The sequence below is a fragment of the Pseudomonas sp. 8AS genome, from assembly GCF_902506505.1.
Classification (GTDB): Bacteria; Pseudomonadota; Gammaproteobacteria; order Pseudomonadales; family Pseudomonadaceae; genus Aquipseudomonas.
In genome coordinates, this window is sequence record NZ_LR733406.1 from 671,450 (window position 1) to 689,112 (window position 17,663).

Here is a 17,663-nt window from a genome sequence, read left to right on the forward strand (position 1 = left end):
CTGCCCTGCGGCCGAGCGCCGCGCCGCGCCAACAAAGGCGGGCTCAGCCGTTATACTCGACGCCCCGGCCAGCCCGGGGCGTTCTGTTTTTCTCGCCGAGGAACTCGCGTGGCCCATCCCGCCCAGCGCCGCTGGTATCCCATCGCCTTTGCCATCGCCAGTCTGGTGCTGCTGCCGCTGTCGGTGCTGCTGCTGTCCTGGCATGAGGTGGATGGCGAGATCTGGGCGCACCTGTGGGCCACCCAGCTGCCGCGTCTGCTCGGCAACACCCTGCTGCTGGTGCTTGGCGTCGGCGTCGGCGTGGTCCTGCTGGGGGTCAGCCTGGCCTGGCTGACCAGCCTCTGCGAGTTCCCCGGGCGGCGCTGGCTGGACTGGGCGCTGATGCTGCCGTTCGCCATTCCCGCCTATGTGCTGGCCTTCGTCTTCGTCGGCCTGCTGGATTTCGCCGGACCGCTGCAGAGCCTGGCCCGCGACTGGTTCGGCAGCGGCCTGCGCCTGCCGCGGGTGCGCTCCAGCGGCGGGGTGATCATCGTCCTGGTGCTGGTGTTCTACCCCTACGTCTACCTGCTCGCCCGCGGCGCCTTCCTGGCCCAGGGCAAGGGCCTGATGGAGGCGGCGCGGGTGCTCGGCCAGTCGCCCTGGCAGGCGTTCTGGCGGGTGGCCCTGCCGATGGCGCGCCCGGCCATCGGCGCCGGCCTGGCCCTGGCGATCATGGAGACCCTGGCCGACTTCGGCGCGGTCTCGGTGTTCAACTTCGACACCTTCACCACCGCCATCTACAAGACCTGGTACAGCTTCTACAGCCTGTCCAGCGCCACCCAGCTGGCCAGCTTGCTGCTGCTGGCGGTGATGCTGGTGCTGTATGGCGAGCGCCGCGCCCGCGGTGCCAGCCGCCCGGCCAGCGAAAGGCCGCGGGGCAAGCCGTTGTACCAGCTGCGCGGCTGGCAGGCGGCGCTGGCCAGCGGTTGGTGCGGCCTGGTGTTCACCTGTGCCTTCGTCGTGCCGATGGCGCAGCTGCTGCTGTGGTTTTTCCAGCGCGGCCGTTTCGACCTGGACGAGCGCTATGTCGGGCTGATCCTGCACACCCTCTACCTGGGCGGGTTGGCGGCCCTGGTCACGGTCGGCGTGGCCCTGCTGCTGGCCTTCGCCCGGCGCCAGGCACCGACCCGGCTGATGCGCTCGACGGTGGGCCTGGCCAATCTCGGCTACGCCCTGCCGGGCTCGGTGCTGGCGGTGGCGATCATGCTGGCCTTCAGTTACCTGGACAATCATCTGGTCATCCCCGTCTCCGCCTGGCTGGGCGGGGCCGGCAAGCCGCTGCTGCTGGGCAGCCTGGGCGCCTTGCTGCTGGCCTACCTGGTGCGTTTCATGGCGGTCGCCCATGGCCCGCTGGAACACAGCCTGGCGCGCATCCGTCCGTCGCTGCCGCAGGCTTCGCGCAGCCTCGGCGTGGGCGGGCCGCAGCTGTTTTTCCGCGTCTATCTGCCGCTGCTGGTGCCGGGTGCGCTGAGCGCCGCGCTGCTGGTGTTCGTCGATGTGCTCAAGGAGATGCCGGCCACCCTACTGATGCGCCCCTTCGGCTGGGACACCCTGTCGGTACGGGTGTTCGAGATGACCAGCGAAGGCGAGTGGGCGCGCGCCGCGCTGCCGGCGTTGACCCTGGTGCTGGTCGGCCTGCTGCCGGTGATCGGCCTGATCCGCCGCTCGGCCCGCCAGCCGGGGCACTAGCGGCGATCCTGGTGCCTTGCCCTTGTCGGGCCTCGGTCGTGACCGATCGGTCATTTTGCGAGATGACCAGACGCCTTTGCGGGGCTACAATGCGCGCCTGCTGACGCAGCCCGACCATGAACCCCGCATCCGCTGCAGGCCCCGGCCGGCGCGGGCGGGCGTCTAGCGCAAGGAGTTACCCATGGGACAGCGTACCCCTCTGTACGAACAGCATCTGGCGCTGGGCGCCAAGATGGTCGATTTCGGTGGCTGGGACATGCCACTGCACTACGGCTCGCAGGTCGAGGAGCACCACCAGGTGCGTCGCGACTGCGGTGTGTTCGACGTTTCCCACATGACCGTGGTCGATGTCACCGGGCCCCAGGCCCAGGCCTGGCTGCAGCACCTGCTGGCCAATGACGTGGCGCGCCTGCAGACGCCGGGCAAGGCTCTCTACAGCGGCATGCTCAACGAGCGTGGCGGGGTGGTCGACGACCTGATCGTCTACCTCACCGACTGGGGCTACCGCGTGGTGGTCAACGCCGCCACTCGCGACAAGGACCTGGCCTGGATGCAGGCGCACACCGCCGGCTTCGACGTCACCCTGGCCGAGCGCGCCGAGCTGGCCATGCTCGCCATCCAGGGGCCCAACGCCCGCGCCAAGACCGCCGAGCTGGTCAGCCCCGCGCGCGCCGCGCTGATCAACGAACTCAAGGTGTTCCAGGGCCTGCCGGACGGCGACTGGTTCATCGCCCGTACCGGCTACACCGGTGAAGACGGCCTGGAAATCATGCTGCCGGCCGAGCAGGCCGCGGCCTTCCTCAGCGAGCTGGTCGGCGCCGGCATCGCCCCGATCGGCCTGGGCGCGCGCGACACCCTGCGCCTGGAAGCCGGGATGAACCTGTACGGCCAGGACATGACCGACGACGTCTCGCCGCTGGCCGCCAACATGGCCTGGACCATCGCTTGGGAACCGGCCGAGCGCAACTTCATCGGCCGCAGCGCCCTGGAAAGCCAGCGCGCCGCCGGCAGCCAGCCCAAGCTGGTCGGCCTGGTGCTGGAAGAGCGCGGCGTGCTGCGTGCCCACCAGGTGGTGCGCATCGACGGCGTCGGCGAAGGCGAGATCACCAGCGGCAGCTTCTCGCCGACCCTCGGCAAGTCCATCGCCCTGGCCCGCGTGCCGGCAGCCACCGGCGAGCGCGCCGAAGTGGAGATCCGTGGCAAGTGGTACCCGGTGCGCGTGGTCAAAGCGAATTTCGTGCGTAACGGCAAAGCCGTCATCTAACTGCTAACTTTTCCGGGCGGGCTACCCGCCACCTGATCCTGAGGACATCCCGATGAGCACTATCCCCGCCGATCTGCGTTACGCCGCCAGCCACGAGTGGGCCCGCCTCGAAGCGGACGGCACCGTCACCGTGGGCATCTCCGACCATGCCCAGGAAGCTCTGGGCGACGTGGTCTACGTCGAACTGCCGGAAGTCGGCAAGCAGCTGGCCGCCGGCCAGGAAGCCGGGGTGGTGGAGTCGGTGAAAGCCGCCTCCGACATCTACGCGCCGATCGCCGGTGAAGTCATCGCGATCAACGAAGCCCTCAGCGACAGCCCCGAGCAGGTCAACGGCGAACCCTACGCCGCCTGGTTCTTCAAGCTGCAGCCGAGCAATGCCGCCGACCTCGACGGCCTGCTGGATGCCGCCGGCTATAAAGCCGCCTGCGACGCCGACGCCTAAGAAGCGGCCAGGATCAGCTGCGCGTCGGCCAGACGTCGTTGGAACTGGCCTCGGGATGCTCATTTACAACACGTAAACTCCGCTCCCTCGGCCACTTCCGCCTAGTCTGGCTCTAGCTCGCAAGATCCTGATCCGCTTCTACGAACCGCCACAGGCCACATTCGCTGTCGAGCCTCGATTCGTCGAGGCTCTGTCATTTCTCGAGAGCCCCACCATGTCCCAGACGCCCCGTCTCGCCCAGTTGCACCAGCCCGATGCCTTCCTCCGTCGTCACCTCGGCCCCGATGCCGGCGAGCAGCAGGCCATGCTGTCCGCCCTCGGCGTGGCCGACCGCGACGAACTGATCGTGCAGACCGTGCCACCGGCCATCCGTCTGAACGGCCCGCTGGCCCTGCCGGCGGCGCTGGACGAGCAGGGCGCCCTGGCCAAGCTCAAGGGTTATGCGCAGCAGAACCAGCAGTGGACCAGCCTGATCGGCATGGGCTACCACGGCACCCTGACTCCTACCGTGATTCTGCGCAACGTGCTGGAGAACCCGGGCTGGTACACCGCCTACACCCCCTACCAGCCGGAAATCGCCCAGGGGCGCCTGGAAGCGCTGCTGAACTTCCAGCAGCTGACCATCGACCTCACCGGCCTGGACCTGGCCAGCGCCTCGCTGCTCGATGAAGCCACCGCCGCCGGCGAAGCCATGGCCCTGGCCAAGCGCGTGGCCAAGTCGAAGAGCAACCTGTTCTTCGTCGACCAGAACTGCCACCCGCAGACCATCTCCGTGGTGCAGACCCGTGCCGAAGGTTTCGGCCTGGACGTGCTGGTCGGCAGCCTCGACGAACTGAGCCAGCACCAGGTGTTCGGCGCCCTGCTGCAGTACCCGGACACCCACGGCGAGATCCGCGACCTGCGTCCGATCATTGCTCAGTTGCATGCCCAGCAGGCCCTGGCCTGCGTCTCCGCCGACCTGCTGTCGCTGCTGCTGCTGACCCCGCCGGGCGAGCTGGGCGCCGACGTGGTGTTCGGTTCGGCCCAGCGCTTCGGCGTGCCGATGGGCTACGGCGGCCCGCACGCGGCGTTCTTCGCCACCAGCGACGCCTACAAGCGCGCCATGCCCGGCCGCATCATCGGCGTGTCCAAGGATGCCCGCGGCAACACCGCACTGCGCATGGCCCTGCAGACCCGCGAGCAGCATATCCGCCGCGAGAAGGCCAACTCCAACATCTGCACCTCGCAGGTGCTGCTGGCCAACATCGCCAGCTGCTACGCCGTCTACCACGGCCCGCAAGGCCTCAAGCAGATCGCCCAGCGCGTGCACCGGCTGACCGCCATCCTCGCCGGGGGCCTTGCGCAGAAGGGCGTGCAGCGCGACAACCAGCACTTCTTCGACACCCTGACCCTGGACGTCGGCGGCATGCAGACCGCCATCCTCGAGTCGGCCAAGGCGGCACGCATCAACCTGCGCATCCTCGGTCGCGGCAAGCTGGGCGTCAGCCTGGACGAGACCTGCAGCGCACAGACCGTCGAGCAGCTGTTCGCCATCTTCCTCGGCGCCGACCATGGCCTGAGCGTCGACGAACTGGATGCCGGTGAGCTGCCCCAGGGCATCCCGACCGAGCTGCTGCGCACCTCGGCCTACCTGACGCACCCTGTGTTCAATACGCACCACAGCGAAACCGCCATGCTGCGCTACCTCAAGCGCCTGGAGAACAAGGATCTGGCGCTCAACCAGTCGATGATCCCGCTGGGCTCCTGCACCATGAAGCTCAACGCCACCAGCGAGATGATCCCGATCACCTGGCCGGAATTCGCCAGCCTGCACCCCTTCGTGCCGGCCGAGCAGGCCCAGGGCTACAAGCTGATGATCGACGAGCTGGAAGAGTGGCTGCGCGCCATCACCGGTTTCGACGCCATCTGCACCCAGCCCAACTCCGGCGCCCAAGGCGAATACGCCGGCCTGCTGGCGATCCGCAAGTACCACCAGAGCCGTGGCGACGGCCACCGCGACATCTGCCTGATTCCGGCCTCGGCCCACGGTACCAACCCGGCCTCGGCGCAGATGCTGAGCATGCGCGTGGTGGTGGTGGACTGCGATGCCGCCGGCAACGTCGATATGGAGGATCTCAAGGCCAAGGCCCTGGATGCCGGCGACAAGCTGTCCTGCCTGATGATCACCTACCCCTCGACCCACGGCGTGTACGAGGAGGGCATCCGCGAGATCTGCGAGGTGGTGCATGCCCACGGCGGCCAGGTGTACATGGACGGCGCCAACCTCAACGCCCAGGTCGGCCTGGCCCGTCCGGCGGACATCGGCGCCGACGTGTCGCACATGAACCTGCACAAGACCTTCTGCATTCCCCACGGCGGTGGCGGCCCGGGCATGGGCCCGATCGGCGTCAAGGCTCATCTTGCACCCTTCGTCGCCAACCACCCGGTGGTCGAGCTGCAGGGGCCGAACCCGCAGAACACCGCGGTCAGCGCCGCGCCCTGGGGCAGCGCGAGCATCCTGCCGATCAGCTGGATGTACATCGCCATGATGGGCCCGCAGCTGGCCGATGCCACCGAGGTGGCGATCCTCAACGCCAACTACCTGGCCAGCCAGCTGACCGGTGCCTTCCCGGTGCTCTACAGCGGGCGCAACGACCGCGTCGCGCACGAATGCATCCTCGACCTGCGCCCGCTCAAGGCGGAAACCGGGATCAGCGAGGAAGACGTGGCCAAGCGCCTGATGGACTACGGCTTCCACGCCCCGACCATGAGCTTCCCGGTGCCGGGCACGCTGATGATCGAGCCGACCGAGAGCGAGTCCAAGGAAGAGCTGGATCGCTTCATCGAGGCCATGCTCAGCATTCGCGCCGAGATCGCCAAGGTGGCCAACGGCGACTGGCCGGCCGAGAACAACCCGCTGAAGAACGCCCCGCACACCCTGGCCGATGTCACTGGCGTGTGGGAGCGGCCGTACAGCATCGAGGAAGCGGTGACCCCGTCCGCCCATACCCGGGCGCACAAGTACTGGCCGGCGGTGAACCGCGTCGACAACGTGTTCGGCGACCGCAACCTGTTCTGTGCCTGCGTGCCGATGGACGACTACCGCGGCTAAGCCGTCCCGTCTGCTGAACAAGCCGCCTGCGGGCGGCTTTTTCATGCCGGCGATTTTTCGCGCAGGCGCGGCTTCGGCCGCGAGCCTCCGTCCGCGCGGATTGCCCGGCACCGGCGCAGATGGGCCAGGCAGCGGAGAAAAAGCGGAGTCCGCCCGGGGCTTTGCTAGGCTTTTGATCTGGGGCAGGGCGGTTCATCTTCCTGCAGCGATAGTGTTGCAGGGTAGCGTTCATGGCCGATGCGGCGGGGGAGGCCGGCATCGGTAGGGTTAGGCCGCTGTCTGTCAGCTCATTCATATCCGCGTTGTCTGCTCCCGGCTCACCAGAGGCCGGAGTTCTCTGCGTGTGAAAAATCGATCAGGGAGTATTCGATGGCCGAAACAAGCAAGAAAATGAGCCTGGTGGGGCTTACCACCCTGGTGGCGGTGAACATGATGGGCTCCGGCATCATCATGCTGCCGTCGAGCATGGCGCAGCTGGGGGCGGTTTCGCTGCTGTCATGGATCATCACGGCCATCGGTTCCATGGCCATCGCCTACTGCTTCGCCCAGTGCGGCATCTACTGCCCGCGCTCCGGCGGCATGTCGGCGTACAGCGAGGAGGCGCACGGCAAGTCGGCGTTCTTCCTCTGCTCGTTCCTCTACTTCCTCTCGCTGGCCATCGGCAACGTGGCCATCGGCATCTCCGCGGTGGGCTACCTGACGCCGTTCTTCCCCTGGCTGGGCAGCGGCGCGATTCCGCTGTGCCTGGGCACCATCGGGCTGATCTGGCTGACCACTGTGGCCAATTTCGGCGGGCCGAGCATCACCGGCAAGATCGGCTCGATCACCGTCTGGGGGGTGATCATCCCGGTGGCGGGCCTCAGCGTGATCGGCTGGTTCTGGTTCGACGCCAGCGTGTTTAGTGCCGCCTGGAACCCGAACAACCTGGCCACCAGCGATGCCATCGCGCAAAGCATTCCGCTGACCCTGTGGGCCTTCCTCGGCATGGAGTCGGCGGCGCAGAACTCCGAGGCGGTAGACAATCCCAAGCGCAACGTGCCGCTGGCCTGCCTGTTCGGCACCCTGGGTGCGGCGGTGGTGTACATCCTGTCGACCACGGTGATCCAGGGCATCGTCCCCAACGCCGAACTGGCCAACTCCAGTGCGCCGTTCGCTTTCGTCTACGCGCAGATGTTCAACCCGCTGGTCGGCAACATCATCATGATCCTGGCGGTGATGGCCTGCATCGGCTCGCTGCTGGGCTGGCAGTTCACCCTTGGCCAGACCGCCAAGGTCACCGCCGAAGAGGGCATGTTTCCCAAGCTGTTCGCCCGCGTCAGCAAGCTGGAGGCGCCGATCATCGGCATGCTCGCCTGCGCGGTGCTGCAGACTCTGCTGGCCCTGTCGACCATCTCGCCGAACGCCAGCGAGCAGTTCGGCAAGCTGGTCAACCTGGCCGCGGTGACCAACCTGATCCCCTATGTCACGGCGCTCTCCGGGCTGCTGGTGATCATGTACAAGGCCCGGGTCGGCATGTCGATCTGGGTCCGCAACGTGGCGGTGCTGCTAGTGGCGATGTTCTATTGCTACTACGCCCTGTACGCCTCGGGCAAGGATGCGGTGTTTGGTGCGGCCATCGTCCTGGTCATCGGCTACCTGCTCTACGGCTTCATCACCAAGCGCTTCGTCGAGTTGTCGCCGGTCAGGTCGACGACGGGCGAGAAGCCTTAGGGATGGAACAGTCATCAGCATTCGGGGAACAGGACATGACAGCAAAACCGATCAAATCGACCGCCCGCACACTGTTCTGCCTGCTGCTGGCGCTGCCGCTGCTGGCCGCTGCCGGAACCCTCGAGCGGGTGCGCGACAGCAACGCCATCACCCTGGCCTTCGTGCCGGATGTGGCGCCCTTCAGCAGCCAGCAGGGCGAGCAGGTCAGCGGCTATGGCATCGACCTGTGCCGGCTGGTCGCGCAGCGGATCAAGACCGAGCTGGGGCTGAGTGAGCTCAGGCTGAATTTCCTGGCGGTCGAGGATGCGCAGAAGAGCGCCCTGATGGCCGCCGGCAAGGCCGACATCCTCTGCACGCCGAGCCCGGAAAGCCTGGCCGCACGCCAGGCGATGAGTTTCTCGGTGCCGGTCTACACCGCCGGGCTGGGCGTGCTGGTACGCACCGATGCGCCGCAGACCCTGCTGGCGGTACTCGCTGGCCAGCCGGCGCACAGCGGGCCGACCTGGCGGGCCACGGTCAATCACGGCCTGGCCCGGCATACCTACGTGACCATGAAAGGCGGCGTCACCCAGGCGTGGATTCTGGACAAGGTGCGTCGGCTGGGCGTGGTGGTGAAGCTGCAGACGGTCGAGGATTATGACCAGGGCGTGGAGCTGATTCGCAGCGGCAAGGCCGATGCCTTCTTCTCCGAGCGCATGTTCCTCGAGCACTACCTGAAGACCCGCAACGGTACCGAGCAGCTGCAGGTCCTGCCGCGCATCTTCGAGTCGGTGCCGGTGGCCCTGGGCGTGCCGCGTGGCGACGAAGACCTGCGCCTGCTGGTCGATACCGCGTTGAGCGAGCTGTACCGCTCCGGAGAGCTTGAGCGGCTGTACGGCGAACACCTGGGCCAGCCGGGTGAGGCCGAACAGGCGCTGTTCAAGGTGTATGCCCTGCCGTGACCGCAGAGGTCACCCGCACGACGGCGCCGCAAGGCGCCGTCGGCGTTTCAGGGGGCGCAGCCGCTGGCGGGCAGGCTGTCCAGGGCCCGTTCGAGCAGCGCCTGGCTGCGCTCGCTGTGGAGGATGCTGGTGTGATCCTCTGCGAGCAGGAAGAGGTGTTCGGCCTCGTCCTGGGCGGCGCCGCGCAGCTGGCTGGCCAGCGGCACCACGCCGTCGTTGGGTTGCGTCAGCAGGCGGCTGTTGCCGCTGTAGCTGACCAGCAGCCACTGGCGCACATGCGCCGGCAACGGCTTGGCAAACAGCGCCTGCAGATAGGCGCTGCCCGGCGCCAGATCGCGCCAGGTCGGCACTATCACCGGCGCCTGCTTGAGGCCCTTGGCTGCCGCCGGATGGCCGTCCCAGGGCGTGGCCAGGGTGAGGAACAGGCACAGGTTCTGGCTGCCCGCATTGGCCTCGAGCAGTTGCACCGCGCGCCGGGCGACCAGGCCGCCCATGCTGTGGGCGACGATATGGAAGCGCTGTACGCCCTGGCGCAGCTGCACATCCTGAATGGCCTCGCTGAGCAGGTAGGCGCTGTTGTTCAGCGGCAGGCTGCCGGGGTAGTGGAACAGCACCGGCTGGAAGCGCTGCCGATCCAGGCCGTCGAGCAAGGCCCGCCAGGTGCGCGGCGAGTCGTTGATGCCGTGCACCAGGAACACCGGCTCCTTGTCGTCGTCCCAGGGCTCCAGCAGGTACAGGCCGTAGCCGACCTCGCGGATGTAGCTCAGCGGCTCCCAGGCGCCCTGGCTGATCCGTTGCGGGTCGAAGCGCGGGTCGTCCAGGCTGACCTGCTGCAGGTAGTTGCTGCGCAGGCGCGGCTGGTTCGCGTACAGCCTGTCCAGGCTCAGGTCGATCTCCGGCGCGTCTTCGGCCGGCGCCGTGGCGCCCAGTTGCAGGCGGTTGCTGCGCTGCAGGGCGGCGCGGGTCGCGTCATCGGGCTGCAGCCGGAGCGCCACGCTGCGCGCCTGCGCCAGCCAGTGCCGGGCCTCGTCGGGGTCCAGGCGGAAGTTGCCGTTGTCATCGGCGAAGGCCAGCAGCTGGTAGGTCCCGGTGGCCACGGTGAAATAGAACGCGTTGCCCGGGGCGACGATGCGGTAGGCGACCGCCTTGCCCTGCCCATCAAGCAGGGCGACCAGTGCGGTGGAGGGATTGCTCGCCTCCAGCTGGCCGGCGACCAGCACCAGCTCCTGGTGCGCCTGCTGGACCTGGCGGTCCAGTTCCAGCAGCTGGCAACCGCCGCAGAGCAGGGCTAGCGCCAGCAGCGCCTTGTGCAGTTTGGCCATCCTGGGCTCCCGCTAGTTCGACTGTTCGGCCTCGACACGCAGCAATACGCCGTCCTGGCCGACCACGCGGATCGGCGTGCCGGCGGGCAGGTCCGGCCCGCTGACCAGCCACAGGCTGTCGCCGGCCTTGATCTTGCCGCGGCCGCCGACTATGGCCTCATGCAGGACGAAGTTGCGCCCGATGAATTCGCTGCCGCGCTGGTTCAGCCCCGGCTGCTCGGAGGGCTTTTTGGCGCTGCGCTGGCGCTGCCACCAGAACACCGCGGTGAGCACCGAGAGGATGGCGAACAGGAAGAACTGCCAGGCCCAGGGCAGTTCCGGGAACAGGTAGCTGAGTGCGCCGACGCAGGCCGCGGCGATGCCGATCCACAGCAGGTAGCCGCCGGCCCCGAAGATCTCGAGGATCAGCAGCAGGGTGCCAAAGGCCAGCCAGTCCCAGAAGGTCAGGTGCTGCAGGAAGTTCATCATGCGCGCTTGTCACCGAAGGTGGCCCGGACTATCTCGCCGATGCCGCCGACCGCGCCGATCACCTGGCTGGCTTCCAGCGGCATGAGGATCACCTTGCTGTTGTCGGCACTGGCCAGGTTGCCCAGGGCCTCGATGTACTTCTGCGCGACGAAGTAGTTGACCGCCTGCACGTTGCCGCTGGCGATGGCCTCGGAAACCATGCGGGTGGCCTCGGCTTCGGCCTGGGCCGCCCGTTCGCGCGCCTCGGCTTCGAGGAAGGCGGCCTGGCGCTGGCCTTCGGCCTTGAGGATGTCGCCCTGCTTCTGCCCTTCGGCGGTGAGGATGGCGGCGGCGCGCAGGCCTTCGGCTTCGAGGATCTGGGCGCGCTTGATGCGTTCGGCCTTCATCTGCCCGGACATGGCCGCCATCAGGTCGGCGGGCGGGCTGATGTCCTTGATCTCGATGCGGGTGATCTTGATGCCCCAGGGCGCGGTGGCCTCATCCACGGTCTTGAGCAGGCGCTCGTTGATCGCGTCGCGCTGGCCGAGCATGGCGTCCAGCTCCATGGAGCCGAGCACGGTGCGGATGTTGGTCATCACCAGGTTGCGGATGGCGTGCTCGAGGTTGTTCACCTCGTAGGCCGCCTGGGCCGAGTTGATGATCTGGAAGAAGCAGATGGCATCGATCTGCACGGTGGCGTTGTCGGCGGTGATCACTTCCTGCGGCGGGATGTCCAGCACGCTTTCCATCACGTTGAGCTTGCGGCCGATGCGGTCCATCACCGGCACGATGATGTTGAGGCCCGGCTTGAGCGTGTTGGTGTAGCGCCCGAAGCGCTCCACCGTCCACTCGAAGCCCTGCGGCACCACTTTGAAACCCATGAACACCACGGCCACGGCGAGGCCGACGAAGAGCAGCAGTACGCCACCAATTTCCATATTTTTTCTCCTGTCATGTACATGGAATTAACGCATCTAAGCACAGTCGGCGCGGCCGCGCCCGGTTCAGCTGCCGCTGGCGAGCAGGGCCCGGATCAGCCGGGCGTCGTGCTGGTAGGTGTCCGGGGCGTAGCGTACTTGCCCGTCGGCCGTCACTTCCACCGTCCAGTAGGCGATCAGCAGCGGCGCCGGTTGCGCCAGGCGGTACTGCTGGGTCTCGCCGCTGGCGATGTGGGCCTGCACGCGGGCCAGTTCCGCCTGTGGCAGCAGCCAGGCCAGCAGGCTGTCGACCGCCTCGATCCGCACACAGCCGGAGCTGAACAGGCGTGGCGCCTTGTCGAACAGGGCCTGACTGGGGGTGTCGTGCAGGTAGACCGAGAAGGGGTTGCGAAAACGCAGGGCCATCTGCCCCAGCGGGTTGCGTGCCCCGGCGGCCTGGCGCAGGAGGATGACGCCGGGGTTGTCCCAGTCGATCTGAGCGGGATCGAGCGGGTTGCCGTCGTGGTCGTACACGCTCATCTCGTGCTCGGCCAGGTAGTCGAGGTCGGCGCGAATGGCCGGCAGCTTGTCTTCGCGCAGGATGGTCGGTGGCACCGTCCAGGTCGGGTTGAGGGTCAGCCGGTTGATCTGCGAGGCCAGCAGGGGCGTCTGTCGCTCGATGCGGCCGACCTGGGTGCGGGTGCGCCAGAGTTCCTCGCCCTGGCGCAACACCAGCAGTTCGGCGGCGGCGACATTGATCGCCACCTGCACCTGGCCGAGGTCGTCGGCCAGCCAGCGCAGGCGCTCCAGGTTGATGCGCAGTTGCTCGCGGCGGGTCAGGGCATCGAGGTTCAGCTCGTTCAGGCTGGCCGGGCCGAGGATGCCGTCCGCCTGCAGGCCGTGGCGGGCCTGGAAGCTTTCCAGGGCGCTGACGGTGGCCGGGTCGTAGAGTTCGCCCTGGGCGGCTGCGGTCGCCGGCAGCTCGAGGCGGGCGCGTAGCAGCGGCACGCGCGCATCCTGCTTGCCCGGGTGCAGCAGCGGGCCTGACGGCAGCGCCGGCCAGTGGCTCAGGGGTTGCTGGCGCTGCGCCGCATAGACCGCGCGCAGACGCTGGTACTGCGGCAGCGCGGGGCGGGCGGCGGCGAATGCGGCGGCGGGTTCGTCGAGCTGCGAGAGGGCGATGGACAGGACCGCCAGCTGCGGATCCGGGCGCGGCTGTTGCGGGTCACGCCACAGCGGTTCCAGTTGCTGCTGGTCCAGACGGCCGCGGCGCAGGTCGAGCAGGGCGCGCAGGTAGCTGCTGCTGGCCTGCAGGTCGCTGCAGGCGTCCATGGCCGGCGCCAGTGGATAGTCGGCGGGGTTAAGGCCATCGTCGGCCAGCCGTTCGAGCTGTTCCCCGAGCTGCTGGCGCTGCGCCGCGGCGGGCCAGGCCGGGCGGCCGTCGCGCTGGGCATAGAAGTTGTTGAGCAGGGTCGTCGTGGTGTCGTCTAGGCTTGCCAGTACGGCCGTGCAGGGGCCGGCGGGTTGCGCCAGCAGTGGGCGCAGGTCGGCCGGCTGGGCGTCGAGAGCCGCCATGGCATTCGCGACCAGTGGCAGGGTGAGCATGAGCATGCTCGGGTAAGATGCACACTTTTTGAACAACATACTGCTCCAGTCCATGGCTCGGGATAACCCGACGCAAGTGACGGGCGACTGCCTGTCAGTATAAATGGATTGGCCGCAGCCCTTGTTACAGGGCTCGACGGGCGCAGAGGTTTTTGAGGTATTGCGCGCATGTTCGGACGAATTGGCCGCTGGGGCCTGGCAGGGCTCTGGCTGTTTTGTGCACCGCTGCTGGCGGCACCTGCGGCGAACGACAAGCTGGTCGAGGACCTCGCCCAGGTGGCGCCCGGCCTCGATCAGCAGGCCCTGCGGCATGCCGTGGCGGCCATGCAGTGCGCGGTCAACCATGGCGCCGAGGCGGCCAGCCGGCTGGCGGTGATCGACTACTCGCAGCCGTCCACGGCACGCCGCCTGTGGATCTTCGACCTGCAGCGCAAGCGCCTGCTGCTGAGTGACTACGTGGCCCACGGCCGCCGCTCCGGAGAGAACTTCGCGCAGAGCTTTTCCAACCGCGAGGGCAGTTTCCAGAGCAGCCTCGGCCTGTTCCGCACCGCCGAGAGCTACCGGGGCAAGCACGGCTACTCGCTGCGCATGGATGGTCTGGAGCCGGGGTTGAACGACCTGGCCCGCGAGCGGGCCATCGTCATCCACGGCGCCAGCTACGTCGACCCGCGCCTGGCTCGCAGTCAGGGGCGCATCGGCCGCAGCCTGGGCTGCCCGGCGGTGCGTCCGCAGGTCGCGCGCATGGTGGTCGACAAGCTCAAGGGCGGGCAATTCCTCTTTGCCTGGCACTCCGATCGGCGCTGGCTGCGCAACTCCGCCTACCTCGATTGCAAGCCGCAACGCCTTGCCAGCCTGCAACGGCAAACCAGTCGGCCGAAAAGCTGAGTCGCGGAGCGGCCGGGATTTCCTGATATCCTCGAACGCCGCCCTGGTCGGCAGGGCTGGCCGCGGCTTGCGACGAGTCGCCGGCAAGGTGCTCGTGGTAGGGAGAGGACAAGGTGTATCGCCCCTGTGTGCTAATGGCCATCTGGCTGCTTGTGATGGGTTCGGCCCGGGCCGACTTGGCGCTGAGCGAGGCCGAGCAGCGCTATCGCGAGCAGCATCCCGAGGCCAGTCTGTGCGTCGACCCGGACTGGGTGCCGTTCGAAAGTGTGAATGCCCGTGGCGAATACGAGGGCATCGCCGCCGACCTGCTGCGGCTGGTCGCCGAGCGCGCCGGCCTGCGCCTGCGCCGGGTCGAGACGCGCGACTGGGACGAGTCGCTGCGGGCTTCCCAGGAAGGCCGCTGCCAGCTGCTCGGCTTCCTCAACCAGAGCCCGGATCGCGATGCCTGGCTGATCTTCACCGAGCCGATGTTCACCGATGTCAACGTGCTGATCAGCCGCGAGGAGCATCCCTTCGTGGTCGATCTGGCGGCGCTGGGGGCGGAGCGCCTGGCGTTGCCGCGCGGCACCTCCATCGAGGAGCGCGTGCGCCGGCAGTTCCCGGATATCCAGATCGTCCTGACCGATAGCGAGGCGCAGGCCCTGGCCCTGGTCAATCAGCGCCAGGCCGAGCTGACCATGCGCTCGCTGACGGTGGCGGCCTACACGATCAAGAAGGAAGGCTGGTTCAACCTGAAGATCGCCGGGCAGGTCGCCGGTTTCGACAACCAGTTCCGCATCGGGGTGCGCAAGGATCAGCCACTGCTGCGCGGGATTCTCGACAAGGCGGTTGCCAGCCTGACGCCGGAAGAGATCAATACGATCATCAACCGCCATGTGTCGATCCGGGTGGAGACACCGACCGACTATCGCCTGCTCGGCCAGGTCGCTGCGGTGTTTGCCGTGATTCTGCTCAGCAACCTGTTCTGGATCCGCCGCCTGCGCCGTCTCAACCGGCAACTGCGGCACGATGCGCGGACCGATGTGCTTACCGGGCTGGCCAACCGCTCGGCGCTCAACCAGTACTTCCAGGCCTGCCTGGAGCAGGCCGGTCGTTACAGCCAGCCGCTGGCGGTGCTGATCTTCGATCTCGACCACTTCAAGCGGGTCAACGATCAGCTGGGGCATCTGCAGGGCGACCGGGTCCTGCAGGGCGTGGCCGAGCGGCTGCGTGCCGGGGTGCGTGGCAGCGACTTCCTCGGGCGCTGGGGTGGCGAGGAGTTTCTGGTGATCTGTCCGCAGACCGATGCGCAGCAGGCAGGGCAATTGGCTCAGCGCATCTGTGAAGGGCTGCGCGAGCAGCCGCTCAGCCCGGCGCTGCCGCTCACCCTGAGTGTCGGGGTGGCCCAGCTGGCGCCCGGCGAAGGGGCCGACAGCCTGCTGCAGCGCGCCGACGAGGCGCTCTACCGGGCCAAGGCCGAGGGGCGTGACCGCGTCTGTGTGGCGGCGCCAGGCGCTGCCGCCGGGCTCGTTACTTCTGTTCGCTCTGCGGGGTGACCCGCAGCACTTCCTCGATGGTGGTCTGGCCGGCGGCGACCTTCTGCGCGCCGGACAGGCGCAGGCTGCGCATGCCGTCCTTGAAGGCGTGCCGGCGCAGGGCCACCAGGTCGGTGTCGGCGCTGATCAGCGGCTTGAGCGCATCGTTGAGCAGCATGATCTCGTACACCCCGGCGCGGCCGCGATAGCCGGTCTCGCGGCATTCCGCACAGCCCACGGCGCGGTGCGCCTGGGTCGGCAACGGTGCGCTCCAGGGCGTGGTCAGGCTGTGCCAGTCGGCTTCGTTGAGCTGCACCGGCTCCTTGCAGTGCGGGCACAGGGTGCGCACCAGGCGCTGGGCCATGACGCCGAGGATGGTGGCCTTGAGCAGGTAGTGCGGCACGCCCAGTTCGAGCAGGCGGCTGATGGCGCTGGGGGCGTCGTTGGTGTGCAGGGTGGACAGCACCAGGTGGCCGGTGAGCGCCGCCTGGATCGCCATCTCGGCGGTTTCCAGGTCGCGGATCTCGCCGACCATGATGATGTCCGGGTCCTGGCGCATCAGCGCGCGCACGCCGCTGGCGAAGGTCAGGTCGATGTTGTGCTGCACCTGCATCTGGTTGAAGGCGCCCTCGATCATCTCGATCGGGTCCTCGATGGTGCAGACGTTGACTTCCTCGGTGGCCAGCTGCTTGAGGGTGGTGTACAGCGTGGTGGTCTTGCCCGAGCCGGTGGGGCCGGTGACCAGGATGATGCCGTTGGGCTGGCGGGTCATGCTCTCCCAGCGGCGCAGGTCGTCCGGGGAGAAACCCAGCTGGTCCGGGCTCTTGAGCAGCACCTCGGGGTCGAAGATGCGCATCACCATCTTCTCGCCGAAGGCGGTGGGCAGGGTCGACAGGCGCAGTTCCACTTCGCCGCCGTCCGGGGTCTTGGTCTTGATCCGGCCGTCCTGGGGCTTGCGCTTCTCCGCCACGTTCATCCGCCCGAGGCTCTTCAGGCGGCTGACGATGGCCATGGTCACCTGCGGCGGGAACTGGTAGACGTTGTGCAGCACGCCGTCGATGCGAAAGCGCACGGTGCCGGCCTCGCGGCGCGGCTCGATGTGGATGTCGCTGGCGCGCTGCTGGTAGGCGTACTGGAACAGCCAGTCGACGATATTGACGATATGCGCGTCGTTGGCGTCCGGCTCCTGGTCGCTGGCACCGAGGCTGAGCAGCTGTTCGAAGTTGCCGATGCCGCTGATCTTCTGGTCCACCGCGGTGGCGCCGCTGACCGAGCGGGCCAGGCGATAGAACTCGGTGGTGAAGCGTTGCAGGTCGGCGGGGTTGACCACCACGCGCTTGATCGGCCGCTTCAGCACATGCACCAGGTTGGCTTCCCAGCCATGCACGAAGGGCTGGGCGCTGGCGATGGTCACCGCTTCGCTGTCCACCGCCACGGCGAGGATCTTGTGGCGCTGGGCGAAGGCATAGGACATCAGCGGGGTGACCGCGGCGACGTTGATCTTCAGCGGGTCGATGCGCATGTAGGGCTGGCCGGCCAGCTGCGCCAGCCAGATGGTCAGCCCTTCCAGGTCGTGCTTCTTGCCGGGCCGTTGCAGGTCGTCGAGCTGCTGGGCGGCGAGGAACTCCAGGGGGTGCAGCTTGGCGTTGTCGCCACCGCGGCGCAGCATCAGGCACTGCTCGGCGCTGTCCTGGGCGATGCGGCCCTGGGCCACCAGCTCGCGCAGGATGTCGTTGAGATCCAGCCAGCGATCCTGGGTCGACGGGGCTAAAACGGACATGCGATTGCCTTTGTGGT

The 17,663-nt window shown here is 67.8% G+C and carries 13 protein-coding genes; 8 read left to right on the top strand and 5 right to left on the bottom strand.

Going from position 1 to position 17,663, the window contains the following annotated elements; translation table 11 throughout:
• The first annotated feature begins 108 nt into the window (after positions 1 to 108).
• The 6 genes from GV001_RS03060 to GV001_RS03085 all read left to right on the top strand — a co-directional run bounded on the left by GV001_RS03060 (position 109) and on the right by GV001_RS03085 (position 9,176).
• Positions 109 to 1,728 (top strand): iron ABC transporter permease, encoded by a 1,620-nt coding sequence (locus GV001_RS03060; protein ID WP_160078006.1) that lies wholly within the window; start codon positions 109 to 111, stop codon positions 1,726 to 1,728.
• 181 nt (positions 1,729 to 1,909) lie between these two features.
• Entirely contained in the window at positions 1,910 to 2,992 is a 1,083-nt protein-coding gene (gene gcvT / locus GV001_RS03065) for a glycine cleavage system aminomethyltransferase GcvT (protein ID WP_160078008.1), read from the top strand.
• Between the two features lie 52 nt (positions 2,993 to 3,044).
• Entirely contained in the window at positions 3,045 to 3,434 is a 390-nt protein-coding gene (gene gcvH / locus GV001_RS03070) for a glycine cleavage system protein GcvH (protein ID WP_160078010.1), read from the top strand.
• A 214-nt stretch (positions 3,435 to 3,648) separates the two neighbouring features.
• Positions 3,649 to 6,525, top strand: a complete 2,877-nt coding sequence (gene gcvP / locus GV001_RS03075) for an aminomethyl-transferring glycine dehydrogenase (protein ID WP_160078012.1) — start codon at positions 3,649 to 3,651, stop codon at positions 6,523 to 6,525.
• Positions 6,526 to 6,894: 369 nt separating this feature from the next.
• A complete protein-coding gene (gene potE, locus GV001_RS03080) occupies positions 6,895 to 8,235 on the top strand; it encodes a putrescine-ornithine antiporter (protein ID WP_160078014.1) in 1,341 nt (446 codons plus the stop codon).
• 35 nt (positions 8,236 to 8,270) lie between these two features.
• Positions 8,271 to 9,176 (top strand): amino acid ABC transporter substrate-binding protein, encoded by a 906-nt coding sequence (locus tag GV001_RS03085; protein WP_160078016.1) that lies wholly within the window; start codon positions 8,271 to 8,273, stop codon positions 9,174 to 9,176.
• Positions 9,177 to 9,223: 47 nt separating this feature from the next.
• Here GV001_RS03085 and GV001_RS03090 read toward each other — a convergent pair whose 3' ends face one another.
• The 4 genes from GV001_RS03090 to GV001_RS03105 form a co-directional block, all read right to left on the bottom strand.
• Positions 9,224 to 10,498 (bottom strand): alpha/beta fold hydrolase, encoded by a 1,275-nt coding sequence (locus GV001_RS03090; protein WP_160078018.1) that lies wholly within the window; start codon positions 10,496 to 10,498, stop codon positions 9,224 to 9,226.
• 12 nt (positions 10,499 to 10,510) lie between these two features.
• Positions 10,511 to 10,966 carry an NfeD family protein gene (locus GV001_RS03095; RefSeq protein WP_160078020.1) on the bottom strand — a complete coding sequence of 152 codons (456 nt, stop codon included), beginning with the start codon at positions 10,964 to 10,966 and terminating at the stop codon, positions 10,511 to 10,513.
• The gene (locus GV001_RS03100) at positions 10,963 to 11,883 is read right to left on the bottom strand and encodes an SPFH domain-containing protein (RefSeq protein WP_160078022.1); all 921 of its coding nucleotides are present in this window, start codon (positions 11,881 to 11,883) and stop codon (positions 10,963 to 10,965) included. The genes GV001_RS03095 and GV001_RS03100 overlap by 4 nt, the downstream gene beginning before the upstream one ends.
• Before the next feature lie 66 nt (positions 11,884 to 11,949).
• Positions 11,950 to 13,467, bottom strand: a complete 1,518-nt coding sequence (locus GV001_RS03105; RefSeq protein ID WP_256664853.1) for a murein L,D-transpeptidase — start codon at positions 13,465 to 13,467, stop codon at positions 11,950 to 11,952.
• 168 nt (positions 13,468 to 13,635) lie between these two features.
• On the opposite strand from GV001_RS03105, the gene GV001_RS03110 reads away from it, so the two are divergent.
• Positions 13,636 to 14,352, top strand: coding sequence for a murein L,D-transpeptidase catalytic domain family protein (locus GV001_RS03110; protein ID WP_160078024.1), 717 nt, complete (start codon positions 13,636 to 13,638; stop codon positions 14,350 to 14,352).
• Positions 14,353 to 14,486: 134 nt separating this feature from the next.
• Positions 14,487 to 15,887 carry a diguanylate cyclase gene (locus GV001_RS03115; RefSeq protein ID WP_160083135.1) on the top strand — a complete coding sequence of 467 codons (1,401 nt, stop codon included), beginning with the start codon at positions 14,487 to 14,489 and terminating at the stop codon, positions 15,885 to 15,887.
• On the opposite strand, the gene GV001_RS03120 is transcribed toward GV001_RS03115, so the two are convergent.
• A complete protein-coding gene (locus GV001_RS03120) occupies positions 15,862 to 17,646 on the bottom strand; it encodes a GspE/PulE family protein (RefSeq protein WP_160078026.1) in 1,785 nt (594 codons plus the stop codon). The genes GV001_RS03115 and GV001_RS03120 overlap by 26 nt on opposite strands.
• Positions 17,647 to 17,663: the final 17 nt, after the last annotated feature.

Excerpts from the sequence above, each read along its gene's own strand:
- gcvP (WP_160078012.1), top strand. The coding sequence starts at position 3,649 with ATGTCCCAGACGCCCCGTCTCGCCCAGTTGCACCAGCCCGATGCCTTC.
- GV001_RS03120 (WP_160078026.1), bottom strand. The coding sequence starts at position 17,646 with ATGTCCGTTTTAGCCCCGTCGACCCAGGATCGCTGGCTGGATCTCAAC.
- GV001_RS03105 (WP_256664853.1), bottom strand. The coding sequence starts at position 13,467 with ATGCTCACCCTGCCACTGGTCGCGAATGCCATGGCGGCTCTCGACGCC.
- gcvT (WP_160078008.1), top strand. The coding sequence starts at position 1,910 with ATGGGACAGCGTACCCCTCTGTACGAACAGCATCTGGCGCTGGGCGCC.
- GV001_RS03115 (WP_160083135.1), top strand. The coding sequence starts at position 14,487 with ATGGCCATCTGGCTGCTTGTGATGGGTTCGGCCCGGGCCGACTTGGCG.
- GV001_RS03100 (WP_160078022.1), bottom strand. The coding sequence starts at position 11,883 with ATGGAAATTGGTGGCGTACTGCTGCTCTTCGTCGGCCTCGCCGTGGCC.
- GV001_RS03095 (WP_160078020.1), bottom strand. The coding sequence starts at position 10,966 with ATGATGAACTTCCTGCAGCACCTGACCTTCTGGGACTGGCTGGCCTTT.
- GV001_RS03110 (WP_160078024.1), top strand. The coding sequence starts at position 13,636 with ATGTTCGGACGAATTGGCCGCTGGGGCCTGGCAGGGCTCTGGCTGTTT.
- potE (WP_160078014.1), top strand. The coding sequence starts at position 6,895 with ATGGCCGAAACAAGCAAGAAAATGAGCCTGGTGGGGCTTACCACCCTG.
- GV001_RS03090 (WP_160078018.1), bottom strand. The coding sequence starts at position 10,498 with ATGGCCAAACTGCACAAGGCGCTGCTGGCGCTAGCCCTGCTCTGCGGC.
- GV001_RS03085 (WP_160078016.1), top strand. The coding sequence starts at position 8,271 with ATGACAGCAAAACCGATCAAATCGACCGCCCGCACACTGTTCTGCCTG.
- gcvH (WP_160078010.1), top strand. The coding sequence starts at position 3,045 with ATGAGCACTATCCCCGCCGATCTGCGTTACGCCGCCAGCCACGAGTGG.